This window comes from Bradyrhizobium daqingense (assembly GCF_021044685.1).
In the GTDB taxonomy this organism is placed as follows: Bacteria; Pseudomonadota; Alphaproteobacteria; order Rhizobiales; family Xanthobacteraceae; genus Bradyrhizobium; species Bradyrhizobium daqingense.
This window is the reverse complement of sequence record NZ_CP088014.1, coordinates 5970848-5995112: the sequence shown is the minus strand read 5'-3', so window position 1 is coordinate 5995112 and position 24265 is coordinate 5970848. Positions and strand designations below refer to the sequence as shown.

General features: G+C 63.8%; 35 protein-coding genes. 32 read left to right on the top strand and 3 right to left on the bottom strand.

Annotated features, from left to right (window positions below):
• Positions 1–15: 15 nt before the first annotated feature.
• The 29 genes from fusA to rplQ all read left to right on the top strand — a co-directional run bounded on the left by fusA (position 16) and on the right by rplQ (position 18439).
• Positions 16–2088: an elongation factor G gene (gene fusA, locus LPJ38_RS28600; protein WP_130212054.1), complete on the top strand. Its 2073-nt coding sequence runs from the start codon at positions 16–18 to the stop codon at positions 2086–2088.
• Positions 2089–2128: 40 nt separating this feature from the next.
• Positions 2129–3319, top strand: coding sequence for an elongation factor Tu (gene tuf / locus LPJ38_RS28595; protein WP_028177965.1), 1191 nt, complete (start codon positions 2129–2131; stop codon positions 3317–3319).
• Between the two features lie 81 nt (positions 3320–3400).
• The gene (gene rpsJ / locus LPJ38_RS28590) at positions 3401–3709 is read left to right on the top strand and encodes a 30S ribosomal protein S10 (protein WP_002712302.1); all 309 of its coding nucleotides are present in this window, start codon (positions 3401–3403) and stop codon (positions 3707–3709) included.
• Positions 3710–3807: 98 nt separating this feature from the next.
• Positions 3808–4521, top strand: a complete 714-nt coding sequence (rplC, locus tag LPJ38_RS28585) for a 50S ribosomal protein L3 (RefSeq protein WP_145629806.1) — start codon at positions 3808–3810, stop codon at positions 4519–4521.
• Between the two features lies 1 nt (position 4522).
• Positions 4523–5143, top strand: a complete 621-nt coding sequence (gene rplD, locus LPJ38_RS28580) for a 50S ribosomal protein L4 (protein ID WP_018647243.1) — start codon at positions 4523–4525, stop codon at positions 5141–5143.
• Positions 5140–5442: a 50S ribosomal protein L23 gene (locus tag LPJ38_RS28575; RefSeq protein WP_008566601.1), complete on the top strand. Its 303-nt coding sequence runs from the start codon at positions 5140–5142 to the stop codon at positions 5440–5442. Before rplD ends, LPJ38_RS28575 begins: the two co-directional genes overlap by 4 nt.
• A 12-nt stretch (positions 5443–5454) precedes the next feature.
• Entirely contained in the window at positions 5455–6288 is an 834-nt protein-coding gene (rplB, locus tag LPJ38_RS28570) for a 50S ribosomal protein L2 (RefSeq protein ID WP_060736369.1), read from the top strand.
• Positions 6289–6300: 12 nt separating this feature from the next.
• Positions 6301–6579 (top strand): 30S ribosomal protein S19, encoded by a 279-nt coding sequence (gene rpsS / locus LPJ38_RS28565; RefSeq protein WP_007603021.1) that lies wholly within the window; start codon positions 6301–6303, stop codon positions 6577–6579.
• Positions 6580–6589: 10 nt separating this feature from the next.
• Positions 6590–6976: a 50S ribosomal protein L22 gene (gene rplV / locus LPJ38_RS28560; protein ID WP_008549264.1), complete on the top strand. Its 387-nt coding sequence runs from the start codon at positions 6590–6592 to the stop codon at positions 6974–6976.
• A gap of 17 nt (positions 6977–6993) precedes the next feature.
• Positions 6994–7719, top strand: a complete 726-nt coding sequence (rpsC, locus tag LPJ38_RS28555; RefSeq protein ID WP_060736368.1) for a 30S ribosomal protein S3 — start codon at positions 6994–6996, stop codon at positions 7717–7719.
• Between the two features lie 30 nt (positions 7720–7749).
• Positions 7750–8163 carry a 50S ribosomal protein L16 gene (gene rplP, locus LPJ38_RS28550; protein WP_008549252.1) on the top strand — a complete coding sequence of 138 codons (414 nt, stop codon included), beginning with the start codon at positions 7750–7752 and terminating at the stop codon, positions 8161–8163.
• A 5-nt stretch (positions 8164–8168) separates the two neighbouring features.
• Positions 8169–8375, top strand: a complete 207-nt coding sequence (rpmC, locus tag LPJ38_RS28545) for a 50S ribosomal protein L29 (protein ID WP_011088144.1) — start codon at positions 8169–8171, stop codon at positions 8373–8375.
• Positions 8376–8388: 13 nt separating this feature from the next.
• Positions 8389–8637 carry a 30S ribosomal protein S17 gene (gene rpsQ / locus LPJ38_RS28540; protein WP_008549247.1) on the top strand — a complete coding sequence of 83 codons (249 nt, stop codon included), beginning with the start codon at positions 8389–8391 and terminating at the stop codon, positions 8635–8637.
• A gap of 84 nt (positions 8638–8721) precedes the next feature.
• The gene (gene rplN / locus LPJ38_RS28535; protein ID WP_008549246.1) at positions 8722–9090 is read left to right on the top strand and encodes a 50S ribosomal protein L14; all 369 of its coding nucleotides are present in this window, start codon (positions 8722–8724) and stop codon (positions 9088–9090) included.
• On the top strand, positions 9090–9404 hold the full coding sequence (gene rplX, locus LPJ38_RS28530) for a 50S ribosomal protein L24 (RefSeq protein ID WP_008549245.1): 315 nt from the start codon (positions 9090–9092) through the stop codon (positions 9402–9404). The genes rplN and rplX overlap by 1 nt, the downstream gene beginning before the upstream one ends.
• Positions 9397–9954 (top strand): 50S ribosomal protein L5, encoded by a 558-nt coding sequence (gene rplE, locus LPJ38_RS28525; RefSeq protein ID WP_018647250.1) that lies wholly within the window; start codon positions 9397–9399, stop codon positions 9952–9954. The genes rplX and rplE overlap by 8 nt, the downstream gene beginning before the upstream one ends.
• Positions 9955–10000: 46 nt before the next feature.
• On the top strand, positions 10001–10306 hold the full coding sequence (gene rpsN, locus LPJ38_RS28520) for a 30S ribosomal protein S14 (RefSeq protein ID WP_018647251.1): 306 nt from the start codon (positions 10001–10003) through the stop codon (positions 10304–10306).
• Positions 10307–10320: 14 nt separating this feature from the next.
• On the top strand, positions 10321–10719 hold the full coding sequence (rpsH, locus tag LPJ38_RS28515; RefSeq protein WP_018322269.1) for a 30S ribosomal protein S8: 399 nt from the start codon (positions 10321–10323) through the stop codon (positions 10717–10719).
• A gap of 16 nt (positions 10720–10735) precedes the next feature.
• The gene (rplF, locus tag LPJ38_RS28510; RefSeq protein WP_145629807.1) at positions 10736–11269 is read left to right on the top strand and encodes a 50S ribosomal protein L6; all 534 of its coding nucleotides are present in this window, start codon (positions 10736–10738) and stop codon (positions 11267–11269) included.
• Between the two features lie 11 nt (positions 11270–11280).
• Complete coding sequence (rplR, locus tag LPJ38_RS28505) at positions 11281–11643, top strand: 50S ribosomal protein L18 (protein WP_008549238.1); 363 nt, start codon at positions 11281–11283, stop codon at positions 11641–11643.
• A 44-nt stretch (positions 11644–11687) separates the two neighbouring features.
• Positions 11688–12281, top strand: a complete 594-nt coding sequence (rpsE, locus tag LPJ38_RS28500; RefSeq protein ID WP_025036985.1) for a 30S ribosomal protein S5 — start codon at positions 11688–11690, stop codon at positions 12279–12281.
• Positions 12282–12306: 25 nt separating this feature from the next.
• Positions 12307–12501 (top strand): 50S ribosomal protein L30, encoded by a 195-nt coding sequence (gene rpmD, locus LPJ38_RS28495; RefSeq protein ID WP_011088137.1) that lies wholly within the window; start codon positions 12307–12309, stop codon positions 12499–12501.
• Positions 12502–12562: 61 nt separating this feature from the next.
• Positions 12563–13048, top strand: a complete 486-nt coding sequence (gene rplO / locus LPJ38_RS28490; protein ID WP_008549236.1) for a 50S ribosomal protein L15 — start codon at positions 12563–12565, stop codon at positions 13046–13048.
• A 148-nt stretch (positions 13049–13196) separates the two neighbouring features.
• Positions 13197–14528, top strand: coding sequence for a preprotein translocase subunit SecY (gene secY, locus LPJ38_RS28485; RefSeq protein WP_008549235.1), 1332 nt, complete (start codon positions 13197–13199; stop codon positions 14526–14528).
• 274 nt (positions 14529–14802) lie between these two features.
• On the top strand, positions 14803–15657 hold the full coding sequence (locus tag LPJ38_RS28480) for an adenylate kinase (protein ID WP_145629808.1): 855 nt from the start codon (positions 14803–14805) through the stop codon (positions 15655–15657).
• 185 nt (positions 15658–15842) lie between these two features.
• Positions 15843–16211 carry a 30S ribosomal protein S13 gene (rpsM, locus tag LPJ38_RS28475; protein WP_008549231.1) on the top strand — a complete coding sequence of 123 codons (369 nt, stop codon included), beginning with the start codon at positions 15843–15845 and terminating at the stop codon, positions 16209–16211.
• Positions 16212–16344: 133 nt separating this feature from the next.
• Positions 16345–16734: a 30S ribosomal protein S11 gene (rpsK, locus tag LPJ38_RS28470; RefSeq protein WP_007603045.1), complete on the top strand. Its 390-nt coding sequence runs from the start codon at positions 16345–16347 to the stop codon at positions 16732–16734.
• A 113-nt stretch (positions 16735–16847) separates the two neighbouring features.
• Entirely contained in the window at positions 16848–17879 is a 1032-nt protein-coding gene (locus LPJ38_RS28465) for a DNA-directed RNA polymerase subunit alpha (RefSeq protein WP_060736365.1), read from the top strand.
• Between the two features lie 143 nt (positions 17880–18022).
• Positions 18023–18439 carry a 50S ribosomal protein L17 gene (gene rplQ, locus LPJ38_RS28460; protein ID WP_145629809.1) on the top strand — a complete coding sequence of 139 codons (417 nt, stop codon included), beginning with the start codon at positions 18023–18025 and terminating at the stop codon, positions 18437–18439.
• An 80-nt stretch (positions 18440–18519) separates the two neighbouring features.
• Here rplQ and LPJ38_RS28455 read toward each other — a convergent pair whose 3' ends face one another.
• Positions 18520–19497, bottom strand: coding sequence for a Bug family tripartite tricarboxylate transporter substrate binding protein (locus tag LPJ38_RS28455; RefSeq protein ID WP_145629810.1), 978 nt, complete (start codon positions 19495–19497; stop codon positions 18520–18522).
• Between the two features lie 188 nt (positions 19498–19685).
• On the opposite strand from LPJ38_RS28455, the gene LPJ38_RS28450 reads away from it, so the two are divergent.
• Positions 19686–20474 (top strand): SDR family NAD(P)-dependent oxidoreductase, encoded by a 789-nt coding sequence (locus LPJ38_RS28450; protein WP_145629811.1) that lies wholly within the window; start codon positions 19686–19688, stop codon positions 20472–20474.
• A gap of 9 nt (positions 20475–20483) precedes the next feature.
• The gene (locus LPJ38_RS28445) at positions 20484–20777 is read left to right on the top strand and encodes a DUF1330 domain-containing protein (RefSeq protein WP_145629812.1); all 294 of its coding nucleotides are present in this window, start codon (positions 20484–20486) and stop codon (positions 20775–20777) included.
• 146 nt (positions 20778–20923) lie between these two features.
• On the opposite strand, the gene LPJ38_RS28440 is transcribed toward LPJ38_RS28445, so the two are convergent.
• Positions 20924–21937, bottom strand: a complete 1014-nt coding sequence (locus tag LPJ38_RS28440; RefSeq protein ID WP_145629813.1) for a zinc-binding alcohol dehydrogenase family protein — start codon at positions 21935–21937, stop codon at positions 20924–20926.
• Between the two features lie 123 nt (positions 21938–22060).
• Between LPJ38_RS28440 and LPJ38_RS28435 the strand changes: the two genes are divergently transcribed.
• The gene (locus LPJ38_RS28435; RefSeq protein WP_145629814.1) at positions 22061–22432 is read left to right on the top strand and encodes a winged helix-turn-helix transcriptional regulator; all 372 of its coding nucleotides are present in this window, start codon (positions 22061–22063) and stop codon (positions 22430–22432) included.
• Between the two features lie 178 nt (positions 22433–22610).
• Here LPJ38_RS28435 and LPJ38_RS28430 read toward each other — a convergent pair whose 3' ends face one another.
• The gene (locus LPJ38_RS28430; RefSeq protein ID WP_145629815.1) at positions 22611–24224 is read right to left on the bottom strand and encodes an OprO/OprP family phosphate-selective porin; all 1614 of its coding nucleotides are present in this window, start codon (positions 24222–24224) and stop codon (positions 22611–22613) included.
• Between the last annotated feature and the right edge of the window lie 41 nt (positions 24225–24265).

Sequence of the window (24265 nt, the reverse complement as noted above, 5' to 3'; positions counted from 1 at the left end):
CGCAAGGAACACCCTATGCCCCGCCAACATGCCATCGAGGACTACCGTAACTTCGGTATCATGGCGCATATCGACGCCGGCAAGACGACGACGACCGAGCGCATCCTCTATTACACCGGCAAGAGCCACAAGATCGGCGAAGTGCACGAAGGTGCCGCGACGATGGACTGGATGGAGCAGGAGCAGGAGCGTGGCATCACGATCACCTCGGCTGCGACCACCGCCTTCTGGGCCGGCAAGCGCCTGAACATCATCGACACCCCCGGCCACGTGGACTTCACCATCGAGGTCGAGCGTTCGCTGCGCGTGCTCGACGGCGCCGTCTGCGTGCTCGACTCCAACCAGGGCGTCGAGCCCCAGACCGAGACCGTCTGGCGCCAGGGCGACAAGTACAAGGTTCCGCGCATCGTCTTCGCCAACAAGATGGACAAGATCGGTGCGGACTTCTTCAAGTGCCTGTCCGACATCGTCGATCGCCTCGGCGCCAAGCCCGTCGCGATCCAGCTGCCGATCGGTGCCGAGAACAACTTCAAGGGTCTCGTCGACCTCGTGAAGATGAAGGGCGTCGTCTGGAACGATGAAGCGCTCGGCGCGAAGTTCGATTATGTCGACATTCCGGAAGATCTCGTCGACCAGGCCAAGGAATACCGCGAGAAGATGGTGGAAGCCGCCGTCGAGCTCGACGACGATGCCATGGCCGCCTATCTCGACGGCAAGGAGCCGGACGAGGCGACGCTGAAGCGCCTGATCCGCAAGGCGGTTCTGACCGGCGCGTTCTATCCGGTGCTGTGCGGCTCGGCCTTCAAGAACAAGGGCGTGCAGCCGCTGCTCGACGCCGTCGTCGACTATCTGCCGTCGCCGCTCGACGTGCCCGCGATCAAGGGCACCGACGACAAGGGCAACGAAGTCGTGCGCAAGGCGGACGACAAGGAGCCGCTGGCGCTGCTCGCGTTCAAGATCATGGACGACCCGTTCGTCGGCACCATCACCTTCTGCCGCATCTACTCCGGCATCCTGCAGAGCGGCACCGGCGTCGTGAACTCGACCCGCGAGAAGAAGGAGCGGATCGGGCGCATGCTGTTGATGCATGCGAACAACCGCGAGGACATCAAGGAAGCCTATGCCGGCGACATCGTCGCGCTGGCCGGCCTGAAGGAAGCGCGCACCGGTGACACGCTGTGCGATCCCGACAAGCAGGTGATCCTGGAGAAGATGGAATTCCCCGAGCCGGTCATCGAGATCGCGATCGAGCCGAAGTCCAAGGCCGACCAGGAGAAGTTGGGCGTGGCGCTGGCCAAGCTCGCCGCGGAGGATCCGTCCTTCCGCGTGTCGACTGACCACGAGTCCGGCCAGACCATCCTCAAGGGCATGGGCGAACTCCATCTCGACATCAAGGTCGACATTCTCAAGCGCACCTACAAGGTTGACGCCAACATCGGCGCGCCGCAGGTGGCGTTCCGTGAGCGCGTCACCAAGCGGGTGGAGCACAGCTACACCCACAAGAAGCAGACCGGCGGTACCGGCCAGTTCGCGGCCGTGTCGTTCATCGTCGAGCCGAACGAGCCCGGCAAGGGCTACGAGTTCGAATCGAAGATCGTCGGCGGCGCGGTGCCGAAGGAATACATCCCCGGCGTCGAGAAGGGCCTGGAGAGCGTGCTGTCGTCCGGCGTGGTCGCGGGCTTCCCCGTGGTCGACGTCAAGGTGCAACTCGTCGACGGCAAGTATCACGACGTCGACTCGTCGGCGCTCGCCTTCGAAATCGCCTCGCGCGCCTGCTTCCGCGAAGCGCTCCAGATGGGCAAGTCCGTCCTGCTCGAGCCGATCATGAAGGTCGAAGTGGTGACCCCGGAAGACTACACCGGCTCGGTCATCGGCGACTTGAATTCCCGACGCGGTCAGATCCAGGGTCAGGACATGCGCGGCAACGCCAACGTCATCAACGCGATGGTGCCGCTCATGAACATGTTCGGTTACGTGAACAATCTGCGCTCGATGAGCCAGGGTCGCGCGACCTTCACCATGCAGTTCGACCACTATGCAGAAGCGCCGGCCAACGTGTCGGCAGAAGTCCAGAAGAAGTTTGCCTGATTGTCGTCGGTCTCAAGCTGACGATTGAACGGAGAGTCAAATGGCCAAAGCAAAGTTTGAACGTAACAAGCCGCACTGCAACATCGGCACCATCGGTCACGTCGACCATGGCAAGACGTCGCTGACCGCGGCGATCACCAAGATCCTCGCCGAGACCGGCGGCGCGACGTTCACCGCGTACGACCAGATCGACAAGGCGCCGGAAGAGAAGGCCCGCGGCATCACCATCTCGACCGCGCACGTCGAGTACGAGACGCAGAACCGCCACTACGCCCACGTCGACTGCCCCGGCCACGCCGACTACGTCAAGAACATGATCACCGGCGCCGCCCAGATGGACGGTGCGATCCTGGTCGTGTCGGCCGCTGACGGCCCGATGCCGCAGACCCGCGAGCACATCCTGCTCGCCCGCCAGGTCGGCGTGCCCGCGCTGGTCGTGTTCCTCAACAAGTGCGACATGGTCGACGATCCGGAACTGCTCGAGCTCGTCGAGCTCGAAGTCCGCGAGCTGCTCTCGAAGTACGAATTCCCCGGCGACAAGATCCCGATCATCAAGGGTTCGGCGCTCGCCGCTCTCGAAGACTCCGACAAGAAGCTCGGCCACGACGCCATCCTCGAGCTGATGCGCAACGTCGACGAGTACATCCCGCAGCCGGAGCGTCCGATCGACCAGCCGTTCCTGATGCCGGTTGAAGACGTGTTCTCGATCTCGGGCCGCGGCACCGTGGTGACCGGCCGTGTCGAGCGCGGCGTCGTCAAGGTCGGCGAGGAAATCGAGATCGTCGGTCTCCGTGCCACCCAGAAGACCACCGTCACCGGCGTCGAGATGTTCCGCAAGCTGCTCGATCAGGGTCAGGCCGGCGACAACATCGGCGCTCTGCTCCGCGGCACCAAGCGCGAGGACGTCGAGCGCGGCCAGGTTCTGGCCAAGCCGGGTTCGGTCAAGCCGCACACCAAGTTCAAGGCCGAGGCCTACATCCTCACCAAGGAAGAGGGCGGTCGCCACACCCCGTTCTTCACCAACTACCGTCCGCAGTTCTACTTCCGCACCACCGACGTGACCGGTGTCGTGCACCTGCCGGAAGGCACCGAGATGGTGATGCCGGGCGATAACATCGCGATGGAAGTGCACCTGATCGTGCCGATCGCGATGGAAGAGAAGCTCCGCTTCGCGATCCGCGAAGGCGGCCGCACCGTCGGCGCCGGCGTCGTCGCCTCGATCATCGAGTAACAATGCGAATAGGGAATGGCGAGTGGCGAATAGTTTCTATTCGCTATTCGCTACTCGCCACTCACTAAGAAAGATTCGGCAATGAACGGCCAAAACATTCGTATCCGTCTCAAGGCGTTCGACCATCGAATCCTCGATACGTCGACCCGCGAGATCGTGAACACGGCGAAGCGCACCGGCGCGCAGGTCCGCGGACCCATTCCGCTGCCCACCCGCATCGAGAAGTTCACCGTCAACCGTTCGCCCCACGTCGACAAGAAGAGCCGCGAACAGTTCGAGATGCGCACGCACAAGCGCCTGCTCGACATCGTCGATCCGACCCCGCAGACCGTCGATGCTTTGATGAAGCTCGATCTGGCCGCCGGTGTCGACGTCGAGATCAAGCTCTGAGCAAGACCCCGAGAAGTGGGCACCGGTTCTCGGACCGGGTCTTGCCCGCACCGAAGATTAGCTAGTCCGCAAGGACAGAAAGAACAGGAAGCAAGCCGATGCGCTCCGGAGTGATCGCACAAAAGGTCGGGATGACGCGGGTCTTCACGGAGGCCGGCGAACATATCCCCGTGACCGTGCTGAAGCTCGGCAATTGCCAGGTCGTAGGCCACCGCACCGAAGAGAAGAACGGTTACGTCGCGCTCCAGCTCGGTTCTGGCAGCCGCAAGACCGTTTACATGCCCAAGGCCGAGCGCGGTCAGTTCGCCGTCGCCAAGGTCGAGCCCAAGCGCCGGGTCGAGGAGTTCCGGGTCACCGCGGACGCCATGATCCCTGTCGGCGCCGAGATCCAGGCCGACCACTTCGTCGTCGGCCAGTTCGTCGACGTCACCGGCACCTCGGTCGGTAAGGGTTTCGCCGGCGGCATGAAGCGCTGGAACTTCGGCGGCCTTCGCGCCACGCACGGTGTGTCGATCTCGCACCGTTCGATCGGTTCGACCGGCGGCCGTCAGGACCCCGGCAAGACCTGGAAGAACAAGAAGATGCCTGGCCACATGGGCGTCGACCGCATCACCACGCTCAACCTCCGCGTCGTTCAGCTCGATGTCGAGCGCGGCCTGATCCTCGTCGAAGGCGCCGTTCCCGGCTCCAAGGGCGGCTGGATCCGCGTGCGCGACGCCGTCAAGAAGCCGCTGCCGAAGGAAGCTCCGAAGCCCGGCAAGTTCAAGGTTGCTGGCGAAGCGGACGCAGCTCCCGCTGCGCAGGAGGCGTGAGATGGAACTGAAGGTCACCACCCTCGAAGGTAAGGAAGCCGGCTCCGTCCAGCTCTCCGACGCCATTTTCGGTCTCGAGCCGCGCGAGGACATCATCGCGCGCTGCGTGCAGTGGCAGCTCAACAAGCGCCAGGCCGGCACGCACAAGGCCAAGGGCCGCGCCGAGATCTGGCGTACCGGCAAGAAGATGTACAAGCAGAAGGGCACCGGCGGTGCTCGTCACGGCTCGGCGCGCGTGCCGCAGTTCCGTGGCGGTGGTCGTGCCTTCGGTCCGGTGGTGCGTTCGCACGCCACCGACCTGCCGAAGAAGGTTCGTGCGCTGGCGCTGAAGCATGCGCTGTCGGCCAAGGCCAAGGACGGCGATCTCGTCGTGATCGAGAAGGCTGCGCTGGAAGCCGCGAAGACCAAGGCGCTGCTCGGTCATTTCTCGGGCCTCGGGCTCACCAACGCGCTGATCATCGACGGCGCCGAGCTCAACAACGGCTTTGCCGCTGCGGCCCGCAACATTCCGAACATGGACGTGCTGCCGATCCAGGGCATCAATGTCTATGACATCCTGCGCCGTCAGAAGCTCGTTCTGACCAAGGCCGCCATCGATGCGCTGGAGGCGCGCTTCAAATGACGAAGAACATCGAGCCTCGCCACTACGACGTGATCCTGTCGCCGGTCGTGACCGAAAAGGCGACGATCGCCTCGGAGCACAACAAGGTGCTGTTCAAGGTGGCTGCGAAGGCGACCAAGCCGCAGATCAAGGAAGCGATCGAGAAGCTGTTTGACGTCAAGGTCAAGAGCGTCAACACGCTGGTCCGTAAGGGCAAGGTCAAGGCCTTCCGCGGCAACATCGGTTCGCAGTCGAACACCAAGCGCGCGATCGTGACCCTCGAAGAGGGCCACCGGATCGACGTCACCACCGGTCTGTAAGGTCGCACGACGATGGCACTGAAGACATTCAATCCTACGACGCCGGGCCAGCGCCAGCTGGTCATGGTCGATCGTTCGGCCCTCTACAAGGGCAAGCCGCTGAAGGCGCTCACCGAGGGCAAGAAGTCCTCGGGCGGCCGCAACAACACCGGCCGCATCACCGTGCGCTTCCGCGGCGGTGGTCACAAGCAGACGCTGCGCACCGTCGACTTCAAGCGTGAGAAGGTCGACGTCCCCGCAACCGTCGAGCGGCTCGAATACGATCCGAACCGCACGGGCTTCATCGCCCTGATCAAGTATCAGGACGGCGAGCAGGCCTACATCCTGGCGCCGCAGCGCCTGGCCGTGGGTGACACCATCATCGCCGGCAACTACGTCGACGTGAAGCCGGGCAACGTCATGCCGCTCGGCAACATGCCGGTCGGAACGATCATCCACAACATCGAGGTCAAGATCGGGAAGGGCGGCCAGCTCGCCCGTTCCGCGGGCACCTACGCCCAGCTCGTCGGCCGCGACCAGGACTACGTGATCATCCGCCTGAACTCGGGCGAGCAGCGCCTCGTGCACGGCCGTTGCCGCGGCACGATCGGCGCGGTGTCGAACCCGGATCACATGAACACCTCGATCGGCAAGGCCGGCCGCAAGCGTTGGATGGGCCGTCGCCCGCACAACCGCGGTGTCGCGATGAACCCGATCGACCATCCGCACGGCGGTGGTGAAGGTCGTACCTCGGGCGGTCGCCACCCGGTCACTCCGTGGGGCAAGCCGACCAAGGGCAAGAAGACCCGCACCAACAAGTCGACCAACAAATTCATTCTCCTAAGCCGCCATAAGCGGAAGAAGTAAGGAACGCCGGACATGGTTCGTTCAGTCTGGAAAGGCCCGTTCGTCGAGGGTTCTCTGCTCAAGAAGGCAGATGCCGCCCGCTCGTCCGGCCGTCACGACGTCATCAAGATCTGGAGCCGTCGCTCGACGATCCTGCCGCAGTTCGTCGGCCTGACCTTCGGCGTCTACAACGGTCAGAAGCACGTGCCGGTGGCCGTCAACGAGGAAATGGTCGGTCACAAGTTCGGCGAGTTCTCGCCGACCCGGACCTTCCATGGCCACTCCGGCGACAAGAAAGCCAAGAAGGCTTGAGGATTAAACGATGAGCAAACCTAAGCGCGAACGGAGCCTTGCCGACAACGAGGCCAAGGCGGTCGCCCGGATGCTGCGGGTGAGCCCGCAGAAGCTCAACCTGGTCGCCCAGCTCATTCGCGGCCGGAAGGCGTCTGCTGCGCTCGCCGACCTGCAGTTTTCGCGCAAGCGGATCGCGGTCGACGTGAAGAAGTGCCTGGAATCGGCTATCGCCAATGCCGAGAACAACCACGACCTCGACGTCGATGATCTCGTCGTGGCGCAGGCGTTCGTCGGCAACGGCCTCGTGATGAAGCGCTTTGCCGCCCGCGGCCGTGGCCGCTCGGGCCGTGTCTACAAACCATTTTCGCAGCTGACGATCATCGTTCGTCAGGTCGAAGCCGAAGCAGCGGCTTAAGGGCGCAGGAGAACACGATGGGTCAAAAGATCAATCCGATCGGTCTGCGTCTCGGCATCAACCGGACCTGGGATTCCCGCTGGTTCGCCGGCAAGCAGGAATACGGCAAGCTGTTGCACGAGGACGTCAAGATCCGCGAGATCCTGCACAAGGAACTCAAGCAGGCGGCCGTCGCCCGCATCGTGATCGAGCGTCCGCACAAGAAGTGCCGCGTCACCATCCACTCGGCCCGTCCGGGCGTGGTGATCGGCAAGAAGGGCGCCGACATCGACAAGCTGCGCAAGAAGGTCGCGGACATCACCTCGTCCGACGTCGTCATCAACATCGTCGAGATCCGCAAGCCGGAGCTCGATGCGACGCTGGTGGCCGAATCGATCGCGCAGCAGCTGGAGCGCCGCGTGGCGTTCCGCCGTGCCATGAAGCGCGCCGTGCAGTCGGCGATGCGTCTCGGTGCGGAAGGCATCCGCATCAACTGCTCGGGGCGTCTGGGCGGTGCGGAAATCGCGCGCATGGAGTGGTATCGCGAAGGCCGCGTGCCGCTGCACACGCTGCGCGCCGATATCGACTACGGCGTTGCGACCGCGTTCACGACCTTCGGCACCTGCGGCGTCAAGGTCTGGATCTTCAAGGGCGAGATCCTCGAGCACGATCCGATGGCCCAGGACAAGCGAATGGCCGAGGGCGACACCGGCGGCAGCAGCGATCGTGGCGGCCGTCAGCGCCGCGAGACGGCCGCAGCCTAAAGCCAGACAGGAATTTGAGGGCTTAAAGCCATGATGCAACCTAAGAAAACGAAGTTCCGGAAGGCGCATAAGGGCCGCATCCACGGCGTTGCGTCTTCGGGCGCGACGTTGGCGTTCGGCCAGTACGGCCTGAAGGCGACCGAGCCTGAGCGCGTCACCGCGCGCCAGATCGAAGCCGCCCGCCGCGCGCTGACCCGCCACATGAAGCGCGCCGGCCGCGTCTGGATCCGCGTGTTTCCCGACCTTCCGGTGTCGAAGAAGCCGGCCGAAGTCCGCATGGGCTCCGGCAAGGGTTCGCCGGAACTGTGGGTCGCACGCGTCAAGCCGGGCCGGGTGCTGTTCGAGATCGACGGCGTCAACACCCAGACCGCGCGTGAGGCGCTGACCCTGGCGGCGGCCAAGCTGCCGATCAAGACGCGCTTCGTCGAGCGCATTGCGGAGTAATGGCCATGGCCCAGATGAAGATCGAAGACATCCGCGCGATGAGCCCCGACCAGCAGGATGACGCCATCCTGAACCTGAAGAAGGAGCGCTTCAACCTGCGCTTCCAGCGCGCCACCGGGCAGCTCGAGAACACCTCGCGCCTGCGCGAGGCCCGCCGTGACATCGCCCGGATCAAGACCGTCGCCGCGCAGACGCGCGCGAAGAAGAAGTAAGAGGCTTACGAAGATGCCGAAACGTACTTTGCAGGGCGTGGTCGTCAGCGACAAGCAAGCCAAGACCATCGTGGTGCGCGTCGATCGCCGCTTCACGCACCCGATCTACAAGAAGACGATCCGCCGTTCGAAGAACTATCACGCACACGACGAGAGCAACCAGTTCAAGCCGGGCGACGTGGTGTGGATCGAGGAATCGAAGCCGATTTCGAAGTTGAAGCGCTGGGTCGTGATCCGGGGCGAGCACAAGAAAAGCGCCTGATCTGTTGGCCTTAGCCGACTGACTTCAGGGAAATGTTGAGCGCCGGCTGGGCTGGCGCAAATAGAAAGAGGACGAGGTGCATCAATGATTCAGATGCAGACCAACCTCGACGTGGCCGACAATTCTGGCGCACGCCGTGTCATGTGTATCAAGGTGCTCGGAGGCTCCAAGCGCCGCTACGCCACGATCGGCGACATCATCGTCGTCTCGATCAAGGAAGCCATTCCGCGTGGCAAGGTGAAGAAGGGCGACGTGATGAAGGCCGTCGTGGTGCGCGTCCGCAAGGACATCCGCCGCGCCGACGGTTCGGTCATCCGCTTCGACCGCAACGCCGCCGTCCTGATCAACAATCAGGCCGAGCCGGTCGGTACCCGTATCTTCGGGCCCGTGCCGCGCGAACTGCGCGCCAAGAACCACATGAAGATCATCTCGCTCGCGCCGGAGGTGCTGTGATGGCTGCGAAGATCCGCAAGGGCGACAAGGTCGTCGTGCTGACCGGTCGCGACAAGGGTCGCACCGGCGAAGTGTTCGAGGTGCGCCCCGACGCCGGCACGGCGCTGGTGCGCGGCATCAACGTGGTCAAGCGTCACCAGAAGCAGACGCAGGCCCAGGAAGGCGGCATCATCTCGAAAGAGGCGCCGATCCAACTGTCCAACATCGCGTATGTCGGCAAGGACGGAAAGCCGACCCGCGTCGGATTCAAGATTCTGGCGGACGGCAAGAAGGTCCGCATCGCCAAGAGCTCGGGAGCTGAGATCGATGGCTGAGGCCGCTTACACGCCGCGCCTGCGCGCGGAATACGATGCGAAGATCCGCACGGCGCTGACCGAGAAGTTCGGTTACGAGAACGTCATGCAGGTTCCGCGTCTGGACAAGGTCGTGCTGAACATGGGCGTTGGCGATTCCGTCAACGACCGCAAGAAGGCCGAGACCGCCGCCGCCGAATTGACCCAGATCGCCGGCCAGAAGGCGATCGTGACCTATTCGCGCATCGCGATCGCGACCTTCAAGCTGCGTGAGAACCAGCCGATCGGCTGCAAGGTCACGCTGCGCAAGGCCCGCATGTACGAGTTCATCGATCGCCTGGTGACGGTCGCGCTGCCGCGCGTCCGCGACTTCCGCGGCCTGAACCCGAAGAGCTTCGACGGCCGTGGCAACTACTCGCTCGGCATCAAGGAGCACATCATTTTCCCCGAGATCGACTTCGACAAGGTCACGGAAGCCCGCGGCATGGACATCACCGTCTGCACCACGGCCAAGACCGACGAAGAGGCGAGGGCCTTGTTGACCGCTTTCAATTTCCCGTTCCGGCAGTGAGACGCTGACCTAAAGCCTCTCAAACGCGGATACCCAGGAGCCAAGCATGGCAAAGAAGAGTTCAGTCGAGAAGAACAACCGGCGCAAGCGGATGGTGAAGAACGCCGCCGCCAAGCGCGAGCGGTTGAAGGCGATCATCGCCGACAAGAAGCTGCCGATGGAAGAGCGTTTTGCTGCGACGTTGAAGCTGGCGGAAATGCCGCGCAACTCGTCGGCGACCCGCATCCGCCTGCGCTGCGAGCTGTCGGGCCGCCCGCGCTCGAACTACCGCAAGAACAAGCTGTCCCGTATCGCGCTCCGCGACCTTGGCTCCAAGGGCATGGTCCCGGGCCTCGTGAAGTCGAGCTGGTAAGGAGGGTCGTTTAGATGTCTACGCACGATCCAATCAGCGATCTGATCACCCGCATCCGCAACGCGCAGATGCGCTCCAAGACCAAGGTGTCCACGCCTGGCTCCAAGATGCGCGAGAACGTGCTCGAGGTCCTCAAGTCCGAAGGCTACATCCGCGGTTACGCCACGCTCGAGCACTCCTCGGGCCGCAGCGAGATCGAGATCGAGCTGAAATATTTCGACGGCGAGCCCGTCATCCGCGAGATCGAACGTGTTTCCAAGCCCGGGCGCCGTGTCTACGCCTCGGTGAAGAACCTGCCGCGGGTCAACAACGGGCTCGGCATTTCGGTGTTGTCGACCCCGAAGGGGATCATGGCCGACCACAGCGCGCGCGACGCGAATGTGGGCGGTGAAGTCCTCTTCACGGTGTTCTGAGAAGGATTTTTCATCCATGTCACGTGTTGGCAAAAGGCCTGTGGCGGTTCCGTCGGGTGTGACCGCGACCGTCGATGGGCAGACCGTCAAGATGAAGGGGCCGAAGGGCCAGCTTCAGTTCGTCGTCCATGACGAAGTCGAGGTGAAGCTCGAGAGCGGCCAGATCAAGGTCAATCCGCGGGCCGAGACCAACCGCGCGCGGGCGCTGTACGGCACCGCTCGCGCCCAGGTCGCGAATCTGGTCGAAGGTGTCACCAAGGGCTTCGAGAAGAAGCTCGAGATCACCGGCGTCGGTTACCGCGCCGCGATGCAGGGCAAGAACCTGCAGCTCGCGCTCGGTTACAGCCACGACGTGATCTACCCGATCCCGGAAGGTATCACGATCACCGTTCCGAAGCCGACCGAGATCACGGTGACCGGCAGCGACGTCCAGCGCGTCGGCCAGGTGGCGGCCGAGATCCGGGCCTATCGCCCGCCGGAGCCCTACAAGGGCAAGGGCGTGAAGTATGTTGGCGAATTCATCTTCCGCAAGGAAGGCAAGAAGAAGTAACGGAGCCGGTCATGTCCAAAGCCAAGGTTACGAATGCCCGGCGCAAGCGGAGTGTGCGGCTGAAGCTGCGCCGCTCCGGTGGTGGCCGTCCGCGTCTGTCGGTGTTCCGCTCGTCCAAGCACATCTACGCCCAGGTCATCGACGACCTGAAGGGCGAGACGCTCGCCTCTGCCTCCTCGCTGGAGAAGGCGATGCGCGACGGCGGCAAGACCGGCGCCGACATTGATGCGGCGAAGGCGGTCGGCAAGCTGCTGGCCGAGCGCGCGGCGGAGAAGGGCGTCAAGGAAGTCGTGTTCGATCGCGGCAGCTACCTCTATCACGGGCGCGTCAAGGCTCTCGCCGACGCGGCGCGTGAGAGCGGGCTGAGCTTCTAACAGAATTTGAGGATTGGGGCGCAAGCCTCTGAAGGATTAGAAAAATGGCAGAACGCGAACAACGTGGTGGACGCGATCAACGCGGCGGCGGACGCGAACGCAGGGAGCGCGAGGAGCGCGACAGCGAGTTCGTGGACAAGCTCGTTCACATCAACCGCGTGGCCAAGGTCGTCAAGGGCGGCAAGCGCTTCGGTTTCGCAGCGCTGGTCGTGATCGGCGATCAGAAGGGCCGCGCCGGCTTCGGTCACGGCAAGGCCCGCGAAGTCCCTGAGGCGATCCGCAAGGCCACGGAGTCGGCCAAGCGCAACCTGACCCGCGTGTCGCTGCGCGAGGGTCGCACGCTCCATCACGACATCGCCGGCCGTCATGGCGCGGGCCGTGTCTATCTGCGTGCCGCCCCGGCCGGTACCGGCATCATCGCCGGCGGCCCGATGCGCGCCGTGTTCGAGACGCTCGGCGTCCAGGACGTGGTGGCGAAGTCGATCGGTTCGTCGAACCCGTACAACATGGTTCGCGCGACCTTCGACGCGCTGAAGCATCAGGATTCGCCGCGTTCGGTCGCTGCCCGCCGCAACATCAAGGTGTCCACCCTCCAGTCCCGCCGTATCGGCGGTGATGCCGAGGCGGCTGCCGACTAACGGAAGCTTTTCGGAGTAGACTCCCATGGCCAAGGCCGCAAAGACGATCAAGCTCGAGCAGACCGGCAGCGCGATCCGCCGCCATCACTCGCAGCGTTCGACGCTGATCGGGCTCAAGCTCAACAAGATCGGCCGCACCAGCGAATTGCCGGACACCCCGGCCGTTCGCGGCATGATCGAGAAGGTTCACCATCTCGTCCGCATCGTCGACGAGAAGTAAGAAACGGCGCGCGATCCCGGTTCCCGGTGACGATCGTGCGCATGACACAAGGAGAAGGGCGATGAAGCTCAGCGATATCGCCGACAACGCCGGCTCGCGCAAGAAGCGCATGCGCGTCGGCCGCGGCATCGGTTCGGGCAAGGGCAAGCAGTCCGGCCGCGGCGGCAAGGGCCAGACCGCGCGTTCGGGCGTGCGCATCAAGGGTTTCGAAGGCGGCCAGATGCCGATGCATCGCCGTCTGCCCAAGCGCGGCTTCAACAACATCTTCCGCGTCGAGTTCGCCGAGATCAATCTCGACCGGCTCCAGGAAGCGGTCGATGCCAAGAAGATCGACGCGGGCAGCGTCGTGAACGTCGAGGCCCTGGTGAAGGGCGGCGTGCTGCGCCGCGCCAAGGCCGGCCTGCGGCTGCTCGGCCGCGGCGAGCTCAAGTCCAAGCTCAACATCGAAGTGCATGGCGCCTCCAAGACCGCGATCGCGGCGGTCGAGAAGGCCGGCGGTTCGGTCAAGATCCTCGCCCCTGCTAAGGAAGAAGGCGAGGCGGCGTAACAACTGCGTCATTGGCCCGCGCCTCGCGGGCCTTTACGCAGGCGGGACGTGGACTTATCGAAGCCGAGCCCCAGATAATGTCCGGCGTCCGCTAAAGTAGCCCGGCCGCGGGCATGACGGCGCAACAGGCGGCGGGAGAAAGTCCAAGATGGTCTCTGCAGCGGAACAACTGGCAGCCAATCTCAATTTCGGTGCGTTTGCCAAGGCCGACGAACTGAAGAAGCGCATCTGGTTCACCCTGGGTGCGCTGCTCGTTTATCGGCTCGGGACCTATATCCCGCTGCCCGGCATCGATCCCAACATCTGGGAGCAGGTGTTCCGCTCCCAGGCGGGCGGCATCCTCGGCATGTTCAACATGTTCGCCGGCGGCGGCATCCACCGCATGGCGATCTTCGCGCTGAACATCATGCCGTACATCTCGGCCTCGATCATCATCCAGCTCCTGACCACCGTCTCGCCGCAGCTCGAGGCGCTGAAGAAGGAAGGCGAGGCCGGCCGCAAGACGCTGAACCAGTACACCCGCTATCTCACGGTGATCCTGGCTGCGTTCCAGTCCTACGGCATCGCGGTGGGCCTCGAAGGCGCCGGCAACGTCGTCAGCGAGCCCGGCATGTTCTTCCGCCTGTCGACGGCGATCACGCTGACCGGCGGCACCATGTTCCTGATGTGGCTGGGCGAGCAGATCACCTCGCGCGGCATCGGCAACGGCATCTCGTTGATCATTCTCGCGGGCATCGTCGCGGAACTGCCCGCAGCGCTCGCCAACATGCTCGAGCTCGGCCGTCAGGGCGCGATGTCGACCGGTCTGATCCTGATCGTCATCATCATGGCCGTCGTCGTGATCGCCTTCATCGTGTTCATGGAGCGCGCGCAGCGCCGCCTGCTGATCCAGTATCCGAAGCGCCAGGTCGGCAACAAGATGTTCGAGGGCCAGTCCTCGCATCTGCCGCTCAAGCTCAACACCTCGGGCGTGATCCCGCCGATTTTCGCGTCCTCGCTGCTGCTGCTGCCGACGACGGTTGCGAACTTCAATTCGGGCAGCGGCCCGGAATGGTTCCAGTGGATCAACACCCAGCTCGGCCACGGTCGTCCGCTGTTCCTGATCATGTATCTGGCGCTGATCGTGTTCTTCGCGTTCTTCTACACCGCGATCGTGTTCAACCCGACCGAGACCGCCGACAATCTGAAGAAGCACGGCGGCTTCATTCCGGGCATCCGCCCCGGCGAGCGCACGGCCGAATACATCGATTACGTGCTGTCGCGCATCACCGTGCTCGGCGCCATCTATCTCGCGATCGTCTGCTTGATTCCGGAAATCCTGATCTCCTACGCCTCGGTACCTTTCTACTTCGGCGGCACCTCGCTGCTGATCGTGGTCAGCGTCACCATGGATACGGTGGCGCAGGTGCAGGGTTATCTGCTGGCCCACCAGTATGAAGGCCTGATCCGGAAGTCGAAGCTGCGCGGCCGCCGCCGCTGAACGCGGCGTCCTCGAGGGGACGTCGCGGCTGCATCACCGATTCGCCGCGCGAGCAAACCGCGGCGTTCGAAGATGTGACCAGTCGGCCGTTCGGCGCACCGACAGAGCTGCGCCGGGGCCACGCAATCACTGATTTCAAAGGCCTTCTTGGCGTCCGCGCATTCGCTCCCCTATGATAGGGTAGCGGTGCGGCGCTGATTGTGGTTTGCACTGTTCTTGATCTTCAAACGCAGGTGCGCGACGTATCGCTCACCAATCCGGGGGGCGTACACCGATGAGAATTATACTTCTGGGACCGCCGGGGTCGGGCAAGGGGACCCAGGCGCAGCTCTTGGTGCAGCGCTATGGCATCCTCCAGCTCTCGACCGGCGAGATGCTGCGCGCGGCCGTTGCGGCGGGAACGCCGGTCGGCCTGAAGGCCAAGGAGATCATGGCCAGCGGCGGCCTCGTGCCGGACGACGTCGTGGTCGGAATCATCTCCGACCGCATCGACCAGCCGGACGCCAAGAACGGTTTCATCCTCGACGGTTTCCCGCGCACCGTGCCGCAGGCCGAGGCGCTGGATGAGTTGCTGAAGCGCAAGCACCTCAAGCTCGACGCCGTCATCGAGCTCCGTGTCAACGAGAGTGCGCTCCTGAACCGCGTCGAGACCCGCGTCGCCCAGATGCGCGAGCGCGGGGAGGAGGTCCGGGTCGACGACACCCCGGAGGTCCTGACCAAGCGTCTCGCCAGCTACCGGAGCCAGACGGAACCGCTGATTCACTACTATTCCGAGCGGCGGAAGCTTTCCACCATCGACGGCATGATGGCCATCGACGAGGTCACCCGCGCCATCCACCGCCAGCTGCTGGCGCTGGGCGCGGTGGAACCCAAGACGCATGCTCGCAGCGCGGCCAAGGCGGCGCCGGCCAAGAAGGGCAAGGCGGGCAAGAAGGCCAAAAAATCAGCGAAAACGGCCAAGAAAGCCGCCAAACCGGCGAAAAAGGCCGCCAAGAAGGCCGTGAAGGGTGCAAAGAAGGCGTCCAAGAAGACAGCCAAGAAAGCGGCCAGAAAGACTGCTGGGAAGGCCGTCAAGAAGGGTGCCAGGAAGGCTGCAAAAAAGGTCACGAAAAAGCGAGCCAAACGCTAGCAGCGGTTGACGAAAGCCCCCGGAATCCCCTAATAAGCCCCGCATCCAAGTCGGATAGTTTCAGACGATGCCGGGCCCCAGGAAGACCGGGGGTGGGCGTCGTGTTCGCGTTTGTGAACACCTGCCCGAGAACACAAGCACTTAAAGCCCGGTCCTGACGAGGATCGGCGACAGGAGAGAAGGCCGTGGCCCGTATTGCCGGCGTGAACATTCCCACCAACAAGCGCGTGCTGATCGCGCTCCAGTACATCCATGGCATCGGTCAGAAGATCGCCGGTGAGATCTTGGAGAAGGTGAAGATCCCCGTGGATCGTCGCGTCAATCAGCTCAGCGACGCCGAAGTGCTCCAGATCCGCGAAGTGATCGACCGCGACTATCTCGTCGAGGGCGACCTGCGTCGCGAGGTCGGCATCAACATCAAGCGTCTGATGGACCTCGGCTGCTATCGCGGCCTGCGTCATCGTCGCGGTCTGCCGGTGCGCGGCCAGCGCACCCACACCAATGCGCGTACGCGCAAGGGGCCGGCCAAGGCCATCGCCGGCAAGAAGAAGTAAACTGGCGAATCGGGAATGGCGAATGGCGGGTAGGGGCATTTCCCTATTCGCCATTCGCTACTCGCTATTCACCATCCACAGGTGTAGCCGCTGGCATTACGGCGGCGTTTGAGATCTTCAGGAAAGGTACTCTATGGGCAAGGAAGCCACCCGCGTTCGTCGTCGTGAGCGCAAGAACATCGCCTCCGGCGTCGCGCACGTGAACTCGTCGTTCAACAACACCACCATCACCATCACCGACGCGCAGGGCAACACGATTGCCTGGTCCTCCGCCGGCACGATGGGTTTCAAGGGCTCGCGCAAGTCGACCCCGTATGCCGCGCAGGTCGCCGCGGAAGACGTCTCGAAGAAGGCGCAGGAGCACGGCATGCGCACGCTGGAGGTCGAAGTCGCCGGTCCCGGTTCGGGCCGCGAGTCCGCACTCCGCGCACTGCAGGCCGCGGGCTTCACCGTCACCTCGATCCGTGACGTGACCACGATCCCGCACAACGGTTGCCGTCCCCGCAAGCGTCGGCGCGTTTGATACGACATCGCGGGCGCATCGGCGTCCGCGATGACTTTTTGCAAGAAGCCGCGGGAATGCTCTGCGGCCTTTCTCCAACGCCAGTATTTGAACTGTCAAATTGACTGGCCTGTATGGGTGAAACAGTGACGATCCAGAAAAATTGGCAAGAACTGATTCGGCCGAACAAGCTCCAGGTGACCCCCGGCAGCGATCCCTCGCGTTTCGCGACCATCGTCGCCGAGCCGCTCGAGCGCGGCTTCGGCCAGACCCTCGGCAACGCGCTGCGCCGCATCCTGCTCTCCTCGCTCCAGGGCGCGGCGGTGCAGTCGGTGCACATCGACGGCGTGCTGCACGAGTTCTCCTCGATCGCGGGCGTCCGTGAGGACGTCACCGACATCGTGCTGAACATCAAGGACATCTCGATCAAGATGCAGGGCGAAGGCCCCAAGCGCATGGTCGTGAAGAAGCAGGGCCCGGGCGTCGTCACCGCCGGCGACATCCAGACCGTCGGCGACGTCACCGTGCTCAATCCGGACCTGCAGATCTGCACCCTCGACGAGGGCGCCGAGATCCGCATGGAGTTCACGGTCTCGACCGGCAAGGGTTACGTGCCCGCCGAGCGTAACCGTCCCGAGGACGCGCCGATCGGCCTGATCCCGGTCGACAGCCTGTACTCGCCGGTCCGCAAGGTCTCCTACAAGGTCGAGAACACCCGCGAGGGCCAGATCCTCGACTACGACAAGCTGACCATGACGATCGAGACCAACGGCGCGATCTCGCCGGATGATTCGGTGGCCTATGCCGCCCGCATCCTGCAGGATCAGCTCAACGTGTTCGTCAACTTCGAAGAGCCGCGCAAGGAAGTCGCCCAGGAGATCATCCCGGACCTCGCCTTCAACCCGGCCTTCCTCAAGAAGGTGGACGAGCTCGAACTGTCGGTGCGTTCGGCCAACTGCCTGAAGAACGACAACATCGTCTATATCGGCGATCTCGTGCAGAAGAGCGAAGCCGAAATGCTCCGCACTCCGAACTTCGGCCGCAAGTCGCTGAACGAGATCAAGGAAGTGCTGGCCCAGATGGGTCTGCATCTCGGCATGGAAGTGCCGGGCTGGCCGCCGGAGAACATCGACGAGCTCGCCAAGCGCTTCGAGGATCACTACTGAGTTTGGCGAATGGGGAGTGGCGAATAGCGAATACAACTCGCTACTCGCCATTCACTACCCGCTGCTAGGGCGAACGCAGGCAGCCCACCTGAGCAACATGTCCGACGAACCGTCGCGGCAGTTTTTACGTAAGGACTAAACACATGCGTCACGGCAAGGTTCATCGGAAGCTCAACCGCACGGCCGAGCACCGCCGCGCGATGTTCGCCAACATGGCGGCCGCGCTGATCAAGCACGAGCAGATCGTCACCACGCTGCCCAAGGCCAAGGAGCTTCGCCCGATCGTCGAGAAGCTCGTCACCCTCGGCAAGAAGGGTGGCCTGTCGATGCGCCGCCAGGCGATCTCCGAGATGCGCGACAAGGATCAGGTCAAGAAGCTGTTTGACGTCCTGGCCACCCGCTACAAGGACCGCCAGGGCGGCTACACCCGCATCATCAAGGCGGGATTCCGCTACGGCGACAACGCCGCGATGGCCGTGATCGAGTTCGTCGATCGCGACGTCGATGCCAAGGGCCAGGACTCCGGCCCGGTGCAGGAAAAGGAAGCCGAGGCGGCGTAAGCCACCCGTCAAGGTGTGAATTGAAAACGGCGCCCTTTGGGCGCCGTTTTTGTTTCCGGGAACAGGGCGTGTCGGGAGGACTACTCCTCCTTGATCCCTGCCTTTTGCGCGATCTCCTTCATTTCGGCGGTCTCCTTGCCGATCGCGCTCGGCCAGTCGCTGTATCGCTTGAAGCCGGGCTCGAAGCCAACCGCGGCGAAGCGTTCGGCCACGGACGGGTTGTTGATCGTCTCCTCCAGGGCCGCCGTCAGCTTGTCACGAACGGCTGGCGGCAGGCCCTTGGGGGCGACCACAGCGCCCCATGAGGCGAAGTCGATGTTGCCGTAGCCGAGCTCGGCGAGCGTCGGCACGTCGGGCAGGAATGGCGTGCGTTTGGCCGAGAACACGGCGAGCACCTTGACGGTGCCGGCCTCGATCTGCGGCTTGACGGCAATGACCGTGTCGACGTGATATTGGATGTGCTTGCCGATGAGGTCGTTCATCGCCGGCGCGCTGCCCTTGTAGGGCAGGTGGACCATCTTGATTCCGGCGCCCGATTTGAACAGCTCGCCCGCAAAATGCGAGACGGTCGCAACGCCGAAGGACGCCAGCGACAGCTTGTCGGGATTGGCCTTCGCCTCAGTGACGAGCGCAGCCACGTCCTTGATCGGGTTGTCCTTGTAGGTGACCAGCGCCAGCGTGATCTTGCCGACCTGGCCGAGCGGCTCGAAATCCTTGGCCGCATCGTAGGGCACGCTTTCCTTCACGGCTGCCGGCAGCGTGAAGCTCGAATTCGAGCTGAAGAACAGGGTGTATCCGTCGGGTGCCGCGCGTGCGACCTCCTTTGCCGCGATCGTGGTGCCGCCCCCCGGACGGTTCATGATGATCACGGGCTTGCCGAGCCGTGTCTCCAGTTCGCCGCCGATGATGCGTGCGACCACGTCGGAGGCGCCGCCGGGTGGGAAGGGGACGATCAGCTGCAGCGGTTTTTCGGGATAGGCTGCTTGCGCCTGCGCGAGCGAATGGCTGCTGATCAGACCGAGCAACCCGAGCGCAACAGTGAGGGCGGTCGTTTTCATCACATGGATATTCCTGTTCACATGAGCAAGAGCGGTTCGGCCTGACTTAGCAATAATCGTTCCAACAGCGATCGAGACGAGGCTGCGAAAGGCCACGCAGTTTCTCCGCGTCACTGATTGGTGAGCTCCGATTGCGACCCGATCTGCCGCGTCCGATATGCCCAGCATCGATCTGATGGAGACAGTACATGAACATCGACCTTTCCGGAAAAACCGCCCTGGTGACCGGTTCCACTGCCGGCATCGGCTACGCCATCGCCAACGGCCTCGCTGGCTCCGGCGCCGGCGTCGTGATCAATGGCCGCAGTCGGGACAAGGTCGATGCCGCCGTGCGCAAGCTGGAAGGCACGGGCGCCAAGGTCCGCGGCATTGCCGCCGACGTCTCGACGGCGGAAGGCTGCAAGGCGCTGGTCGCGGCGCTTCCCGACGTCGACATCATCATCAATAATGCCGGCATCTTCGAGCCCAAGGACTTTTTCGAGATTCCCGACCAGGACTGGAGCCGCTTCTTCGAGGTCAACGTGATGAGCGGCGTCCGGCTGTCGCGTGCGTATATGAAGGGCATGCTTAAGCGCAATTGGGGCCGCATCGTCTTCATCTCATCGGAGTCCGGGCTCAACATTCCCGTCGAGATGATTCACTATGGCATGACCAAGACGGCCCAGCTCTCGGTCGCGCGCGGCCTTGCGCAGCTCACCACCGGCACCGGCGTGACCGTCAATTCCGTGCTGCCGGGCCCGACCATGTCCGAGGGCGTCGAGACCTTCGTGAAGGATCTCGCCAAACAGAACGGCCAGTCGGTGGACGAGGCCGCCGCCAATTTCGTCAAGCAGCATCGCCCGAGCTCGCTGCTCCAGCGCTTTGCGAGCGTCGACGAGATCGCGAACATGGTGGTCTATGTCGCGTCGAAACAGGCGTCCGCGACCAACGGCGCGGCGCTGCGCGCGGAAGGCGGCATCGTCAATACGATCGCTTGAGGTCGGCCTATGACAGCCTATGTGATTTCCGAAATCGAGATGCGCGATCCCGATGGATTCCAAGCCTATCGCGCATTGGCCGCCAAGACGATCGCGCAGTATGGCGGGCGTTATCTCGTCCGCGGCGGCAAGGCCGAGCTTGTCGAAGGCAACTTGCCGGCGAAGGCCATCGTCATCGTCGAATTCCCGTCGATGACGCGGCTGAAGGAATGGTACGGCTCGCCGGAATACGCCGAGGCGCTCAAGCTGCGGCGGACGGCGCTGGAGCGGCGGTTGCTGTTCGTCGAGGGTGTGGCACCGTAACGGCGTTCGTCATGGCCGGGCTGGTCCCCGGCCATCCACGACCTTGCACGTCGCACAAAGAACGTCGATGCCCGGGCCTTCGCCTCGCCGAAGCGGCTTCGGCCGCGCAGGCGGGACAACCCCGGGCATGACGGAGTGTGCGGTCGCTACCACCCCTCCAGCACGATTTTGCCGCGCGACTTGCCGCTCTCCAGCAGCGCATGCGCACGCTTGAGATTGGTTGCGTTGATCGTGCCAAATGTTTGGTCGAGCGTGGTGCGCAGCGCGCCCTTGTCGATGAGATCGGCGACGTCGTTGAGTAGATGGTGCTGCGCGATCATGTCGGGCGTCTGGAACGAGGAGCGCGTGAACATCGATTCCCAATGCACCGAGATCGCCTTGCCTTTGAACGTGCTCATGGTGAACTCCGGGGGATCGTCGATCAGACCGAACTTGCCCTGCGGTGCCATGAACTCCGCGATCGCCTTGTAGTGCTGGTCGGTGAATGTGAGGCTTGCCACCAGCGCGACCGGCGGCAGCTTCAGTTTCTCGATCTGCTCCTTCATGGGCTTGCCGTGGTCGATCACCGCATGCGCACCGAGATCGAGGCACCATTTTTGCGATTCTGGCCGCGTCGCCGTGGCGAGCACCGTCAGCCCGGTGAGACGGCGCGCGAGTTGGATCAGGATCGAGCCGACGCCGCCGGCACCGCCGGTGATCAGCAGCGTGCGGGGATCGGCGCTCTTGCCCGGGACGGCGCCGAGACGGTCGAACAGCAATTCCCAGGCGGTGATCGAGGTGAGGGGAAGCGCGGCGGCTTGCGCGAAGGACAGGCTCTTCGGCTTGTTGCCGACGATGCGCTCGTCGACCAGATGGTATTCCGAGTTGGTGCCCTGGCGCAGGATGGAGCCGGCGTAGAACACCTCGTCACCCGGTTTGAACAGCGTCACGTCGGGGCCGACGGTGTCGACCACGCCCGCCGCGTCATAGCCGAGGATCTTCGTCTCGCCTTCGGGCGGGGCGGCGCGCTTGCGCACCTTGTAATCGACGGGATTGGCCGAGATCGCCTTCACCGCGACGCGGATGTCGCGTCCCTTCGGCTCTGGTTTTGCGGTCTCGAAATCGATCAGTGAGTCCGCGTTCTCGATCGGAAGCGATTTCTTGTAGCCGACGGCCTTCATGGCTTGTCTCCATCAGATGGCTTGGTTCGCCCGCCGTCCTAACTGTCGCTCTGGCCCCGATTTGGCAAGTACTGTAAATTCGGGGATATAGTCCCTGTTTGGATACTATTGGGGAAAACACGCATGAAACGGCGAGAGTTTACCCGGCGCCCGGGCTGCTCGGTCGAGGCGACGCTGGACCTGATCGACGGCAAGTGGAAGGGCGTGATCCTCTACCACCTCCAGAGCGGCACCCAGCGCTTCGGCGAACTGCGCCGCCGGATGCCCGGCATCACCCAGCGCATGCTGACGAAGCAGCTGCGCGCGCTGGAGGAGGACAAGCTCGTCATCCGCAAGGTCTATGCCGAAGTGCCGCCGCGGGTGGAATACTGCCTCTCCGAGCTGGGTGAGAGCCTCAAGCCCGTCATCGACATCCTGAAGGCCTGGGGCGAGAGCCATCAGCAGCGGCTGTCCGGTGCGGCGCCGGTGGTCGTGAAGAAGAAGCGCGCGGCGTAGGCGCTGCGGCGTTCTCGGTGTCGCCCCGGCCTAGTGCGCAATTGCGCGCGAAGGCCGGGACCATAACCAAAAAGCAGTTGCGGCGCGAGCTGATAGCTTCGAGTCTTCGCCAAACGCAATCCTGTGGCTACGGGTCCCGGGTTCACGCTGTCGCGTGCCCCGGGACGACGAACCAGCGTCAGAACGCGAACTGCGTGCGCATCGCGACGGCGTCGAACTTCGAGCCGACGTCGGCGGTCGAGACCGGCGAGGCCTGCCGCGACACCGTTCCATGCAGATAGTCGAGCATGAAGCGGACATTGCCGTTGACGTACCAATTGAGCGCCAACGTATAGACCGTCTGCCGCCCGCCGGTGACGCCGTTGGCAGTTGCGAGCTGGTCGTTGAGATCGATGGTCGAGAAGCGGCCCGCGATCTCCCACGCGCCCCAGCCGCTGCCGTCGAGCGAGAACGGATGCGCCGGCTTGACGCCGTGATAGGCTGCGTTCGCCGCGTTATACGATCGGCCTTCGCCCGTCAGCACGTAGCCGGCCTGGGCGTAGCCGCCCTGGAATTTCAGGCTGGGTGCACCGACCAGCGGCACGGCGGTATTGGCGGTGCGATCGACATTGTACCAGAAGTACTCACCCTGGACGATGAACGGGCCGTAGGTCGCCGCCGCCTCCACGCTGTAGACCTGTGCGCCCGAGGCATTGGCGATGGCGCCAGTCGAGATCAGCGTGGTCGGGTCGAGACGCAATTCCGGACGATCGCTGAGCGTGACCGTCTGGGTGTTGGCGATCAGGTTGCGCGGCGGCTGGATCAGCCATTGCGCATTGGCGCCGATATGCACCGAGTAGTCCTTGGTGCTGATCGGATTGCCGGCCACGCGCGCCACGGCGCCATATTGCTCGCTGGTGCCGGGCGGCGCCGCGCTCGAGGCGGAATGGATCGCGCCGGTCGACGGTCCCGTGACATAGCCGCCGATCCAGAGCTGGTCGTTGAACCAGCGCGCGCCGGCCGCGGAACGGAAGTCGCCCGCGGCGATGTTGGTTGCGATCACGCCGGGCGAGGCGCGCTCCATGAACATGATGTCGTTCGAGCTCGTGGCTTCATCCAGGGTGTAGGGCAGGTCCATGATGCCGGCCTCGATCGCCATCCGTCCGCCGAACGGCTTCAGGCCGGTATAGCTGATATAGGCGTTCTCGACGCCGGAGACGCCGCCGCCCGGCAGCGACCCCGGCGCGGTGCCGCCAAATCCGTCGGACGAGCCGCCGAAATCGTAGACCAGTGCGAAGTTCCAGTCGTGGAAGAACTTGCCGGTGACGCCAATGCGCGCGCGGCGGACGTTCTGGCCGCTGTCGAGCTTCTGCGGCACCGTCGCCGCGGTGTTGGGACGATAGTCATATCCGCCGACATCCCAATGCAGGCGGCTGGTGATGGCGACGCAGTTGGCCTGGTCTGCGGTGCAGATGGTCGGCCGGTTGTTCGGCATCGTCACGACGACGCCGGAGGCCGGCGCCGGCCCCTTGACGGGAATCGCCGCGTTGGCATTGGCGACTGCGGCCTTTGCCTCCGAGCGCGCCTCGGCCTTGGCCTCAGCCTTTGCCTCGGCTCTGGCTTTCGCCGTTGCCGCCGTGTTCGCCGCGGTCTGGCTCTGGAGCTTGTCGAGCTTCTGCTCCAGCAGCTTCAACTGCTGCTTCAACAGCGCGATTTCCTGCTCGCTGCTGCTTGCCGATTGGGCCTGGGCCTGCGAGGCCGCCAGCGCACCGGCGAGACCAATCGCCGTGGCTGCAAGTCTTGTTCTGCTCACGTTACGCCTCCATCCTTTGACGAACTTCCCCAAGTCGCCGG

What these genes read in the sequence shown, in the direction of transcription:
- rplD (WP_018647243.1), top strand. Translation starts at nt 4,523, where the DNA reads ATGGAACTGAAGGTCACCACCCTCGAAGGTAAGGAAGCCGGCTCCGTC.
- secY (WP_008549235.1), top strand. Translation starts at nt 13,197, where the DNA reads ATGGTCTCTGCAGCGGAACAACTGGCAGCCAATCTCAATTTCGGTGCG.
- rplQ (WP_145629809.1), top strand. Translation starts at nt 18,023, where the DNA reads ATGCGTCACGGCAAGGTTCATCGGAAGCTCAACCGCACGGCCGAGCAC.
- LPJ38_RS28450 (WP_145629811.1), top strand. Translation starts at nt 19,686, where the DNA reads ATGAACATCGACCTTTCCGGAAAAACCGCCCTGGTGACCGGTTCCACT.
- tuf (WP_028177965.1), top strand. Translation starts at nt 2,129, where the DNA reads ATGGCCAAAGCAAAGTTTGAACGTAACAAGCCGCACTGCAACATCGGC.
- LPJ38_RS28445 (WP_145629812.1), top strand. Translation starts at nt 20,484, where the DNA reads ATGACAGCCTATGTGATTTCCGAAATCGAGATGCGCGATCCCGATGGA.
- rpsH (WP_018322269.1), top strand. Translation starts at nt 10,321, where the DNA reads ATGTCTACGCACGATCCAATCAGCGATCTGATCACCCGCATCCGCAAC.
- rplV (WP_008549264.1), top strand. Translation starts at nt 6,590, where the DNA reads ATGAGCAAACCTAAGCGCGAACGGAGCCTTGCCGACAACGAGGCCAAG.
- rpsQ (WP_008549247.1), top strand. Translation starts at nt 8,389, where the DNA reads ATGCCGAAACGTACTTTGCAGGGCGTGGTCGTCAGCGACAAGCAAGCC.
- rplR (WP_008549238.1), top strand. Translation starts at nt 11,281, where the DNA reads ATGTCCAAAGCCAAGGTTACGAATGCCCGGCGCAAGCGGAGTGTGCGG.
- rplB (WP_060736369.1), top strand. Translation starts at nt 5,455, where the DNA reads ATGGCACTGAAGACATTCAATCCTACGACGCCGGGCCAGCGCCAGCTG.
- LPJ38_RS28440 (WP_145629813.1), bottom strand. Translation starts at nt 21,937, where the DNA reads ATGAAGGCCGTCGGCTACAAGAAATCGCTTCCGATCGAGAACGCGGAC.
- rpsC (WP_060736368.1), top strand. Translation starts at nt 6,994, where the DNA reads ATGGGTCAAAAGATCAATCCGATCGGTCTGCGTCTCGGCATCAACCGG.
- rpsN (WP_018647251.1), top strand. Translation starts at nt 10,001, where the DNA reads ATGGCAAAGAAGAGTTCAGTCGAGAAGAACAACCGGCGCAAGCGGATG.
- rpsS (WP_007603021.1), top strand. Translation starts at nt 6,301, where the DNA reads ATGGTTCGTTCAGTCTGGAAAGGCCCGTTCGTCGAGGGTTCTCTGCTC.
- LPJ38_RS28480 (WP_145629808.1), top strand. Translation starts at nt 14,803, where the DNA reads ATGAGAATTATACTTCTGGGACCGCCGGGGTCGGGCAAGGGGACCCAG.
- rplE (WP_018647250.1), top strand. Translation starts at nt 9,397, where the DNA reads ATGGCTGAGGCCGCTTACACGCCGCGCCTGCGCGCGGAATACGATGCG.
- rplN (WP_008549246.1), top strand. Translation starts at nt 8,722, where the DNA reads ATGATTCAGATGCAGACCAACCTCGACGTGGCCGACAATTCTGGCGCA.
- rpsJ (WP_002712302.1), top strand. Translation starts at nt 3,401, where the DNA reads ATGAACGGCCAAAACATTCGTATCCGTCTCAAGGCGTTCGACCATCGA.
- LPJ38_RS28575 (WP_008566601.1), top strand. Translation starts at nt 5,140, where the DNA reads ATGACGAAGAACATCGAGCCTCGCCACTACGACGTGATCCTGTCGCCG.
- rpsK (WP_007603045.1), top strand. Translation starts at nt 16,345, where the DNA reads ATGGGCAAGGAAGCCACCCGCGTTCGTCGTCGTGAGCGCAAGAACATC.
- rplX (WP_008549245.1), top strand. Translation starts at nt 9,090, where the DNA reads ATGGCTGCGAAGATCCGCAAGGGCGACAAGGTCGTCGTGCTGACCGGT.
- rplO (WP_008549236.1), top strand. Translation starts at nt 12,563, where the DNA reads ATGAAGCTCAGCGATATCGCCGACAACGCCGGCTCGCGCAAGAAGCGC.
- rpsE (WP_025036985.1), top strand. Translation starts at nt 11,688, where the DNA reads ATGGCAGAACGCGAACAACGTGGTGGACGCGATCAACGCGGCGGCGGA.
- rpmC (WP_011088144.1), top strand. Translation starts at nt 8,169, where the DNA reads ATGGCCCAGATGAAGATCGAAGACATCCGCGCGATGAGCCCCGACCAG.
- rplF (WP_145629807.1), top strand. Translation starts at nt 10,736, where the DNA reads ATGTCACGTGTTGGCAAAAGGCCTGTGGCGGTTCCGTCGGGTGTGACC.
- rplC (WP_145629806.1), top strand. Translation starts at nt 3,808, where the DNA reads ATGCGCTCCGGAGTGATCGCACAAAAGGTCGGGATGACGCGGGTCTTC.
- LPJ38_RS28465 (WP_060736365.1), top strand. Translation starts at nt 16,848, where the DNA reads ATGGGTGAAACAGTGACGATCCAGAAAAATTGGCAAGAACTGATTCGG.
- rplP (WP_008549252.1), top strand. Translation starts at nt 7,750, where the DNA reads ATGATGCAACCTAAGAAAACGAAGTTCCGGAAGGCGCATAAGGGCCGC.
- LPJ38_RS28435 (WP_145629814.1), top strand. Translation starts at nt 22,061, where the DNA reads ATGAAACGGCGAGAGTTTACCCGGCGCCCGGGCTGCTCGGTCGAGGCG.
- fusA (WP_130212054.1), top strand. Translation starts at nt 16, where the DNA reads ATGCCCCGCCAACATGCCATCGAGGACTACCGTAACTTCGGTATCATG.
- LPJ38_RS28455 (WP_145629810.1), bottom strand. Translation starts at nt 19,497, where the DNA reads ATGAAAACGACCGCCCTCACTGTTGCGCTCGGGTTGCTCGGTCTGATC.
- rpmD (WP_011088137.1), top strand. Translation starts at nt 12,307, where the DNA reads ATGGCCAAGGCCGCAAAGACGATCAAGCTCGAGCAGACCGGCAGCGCG.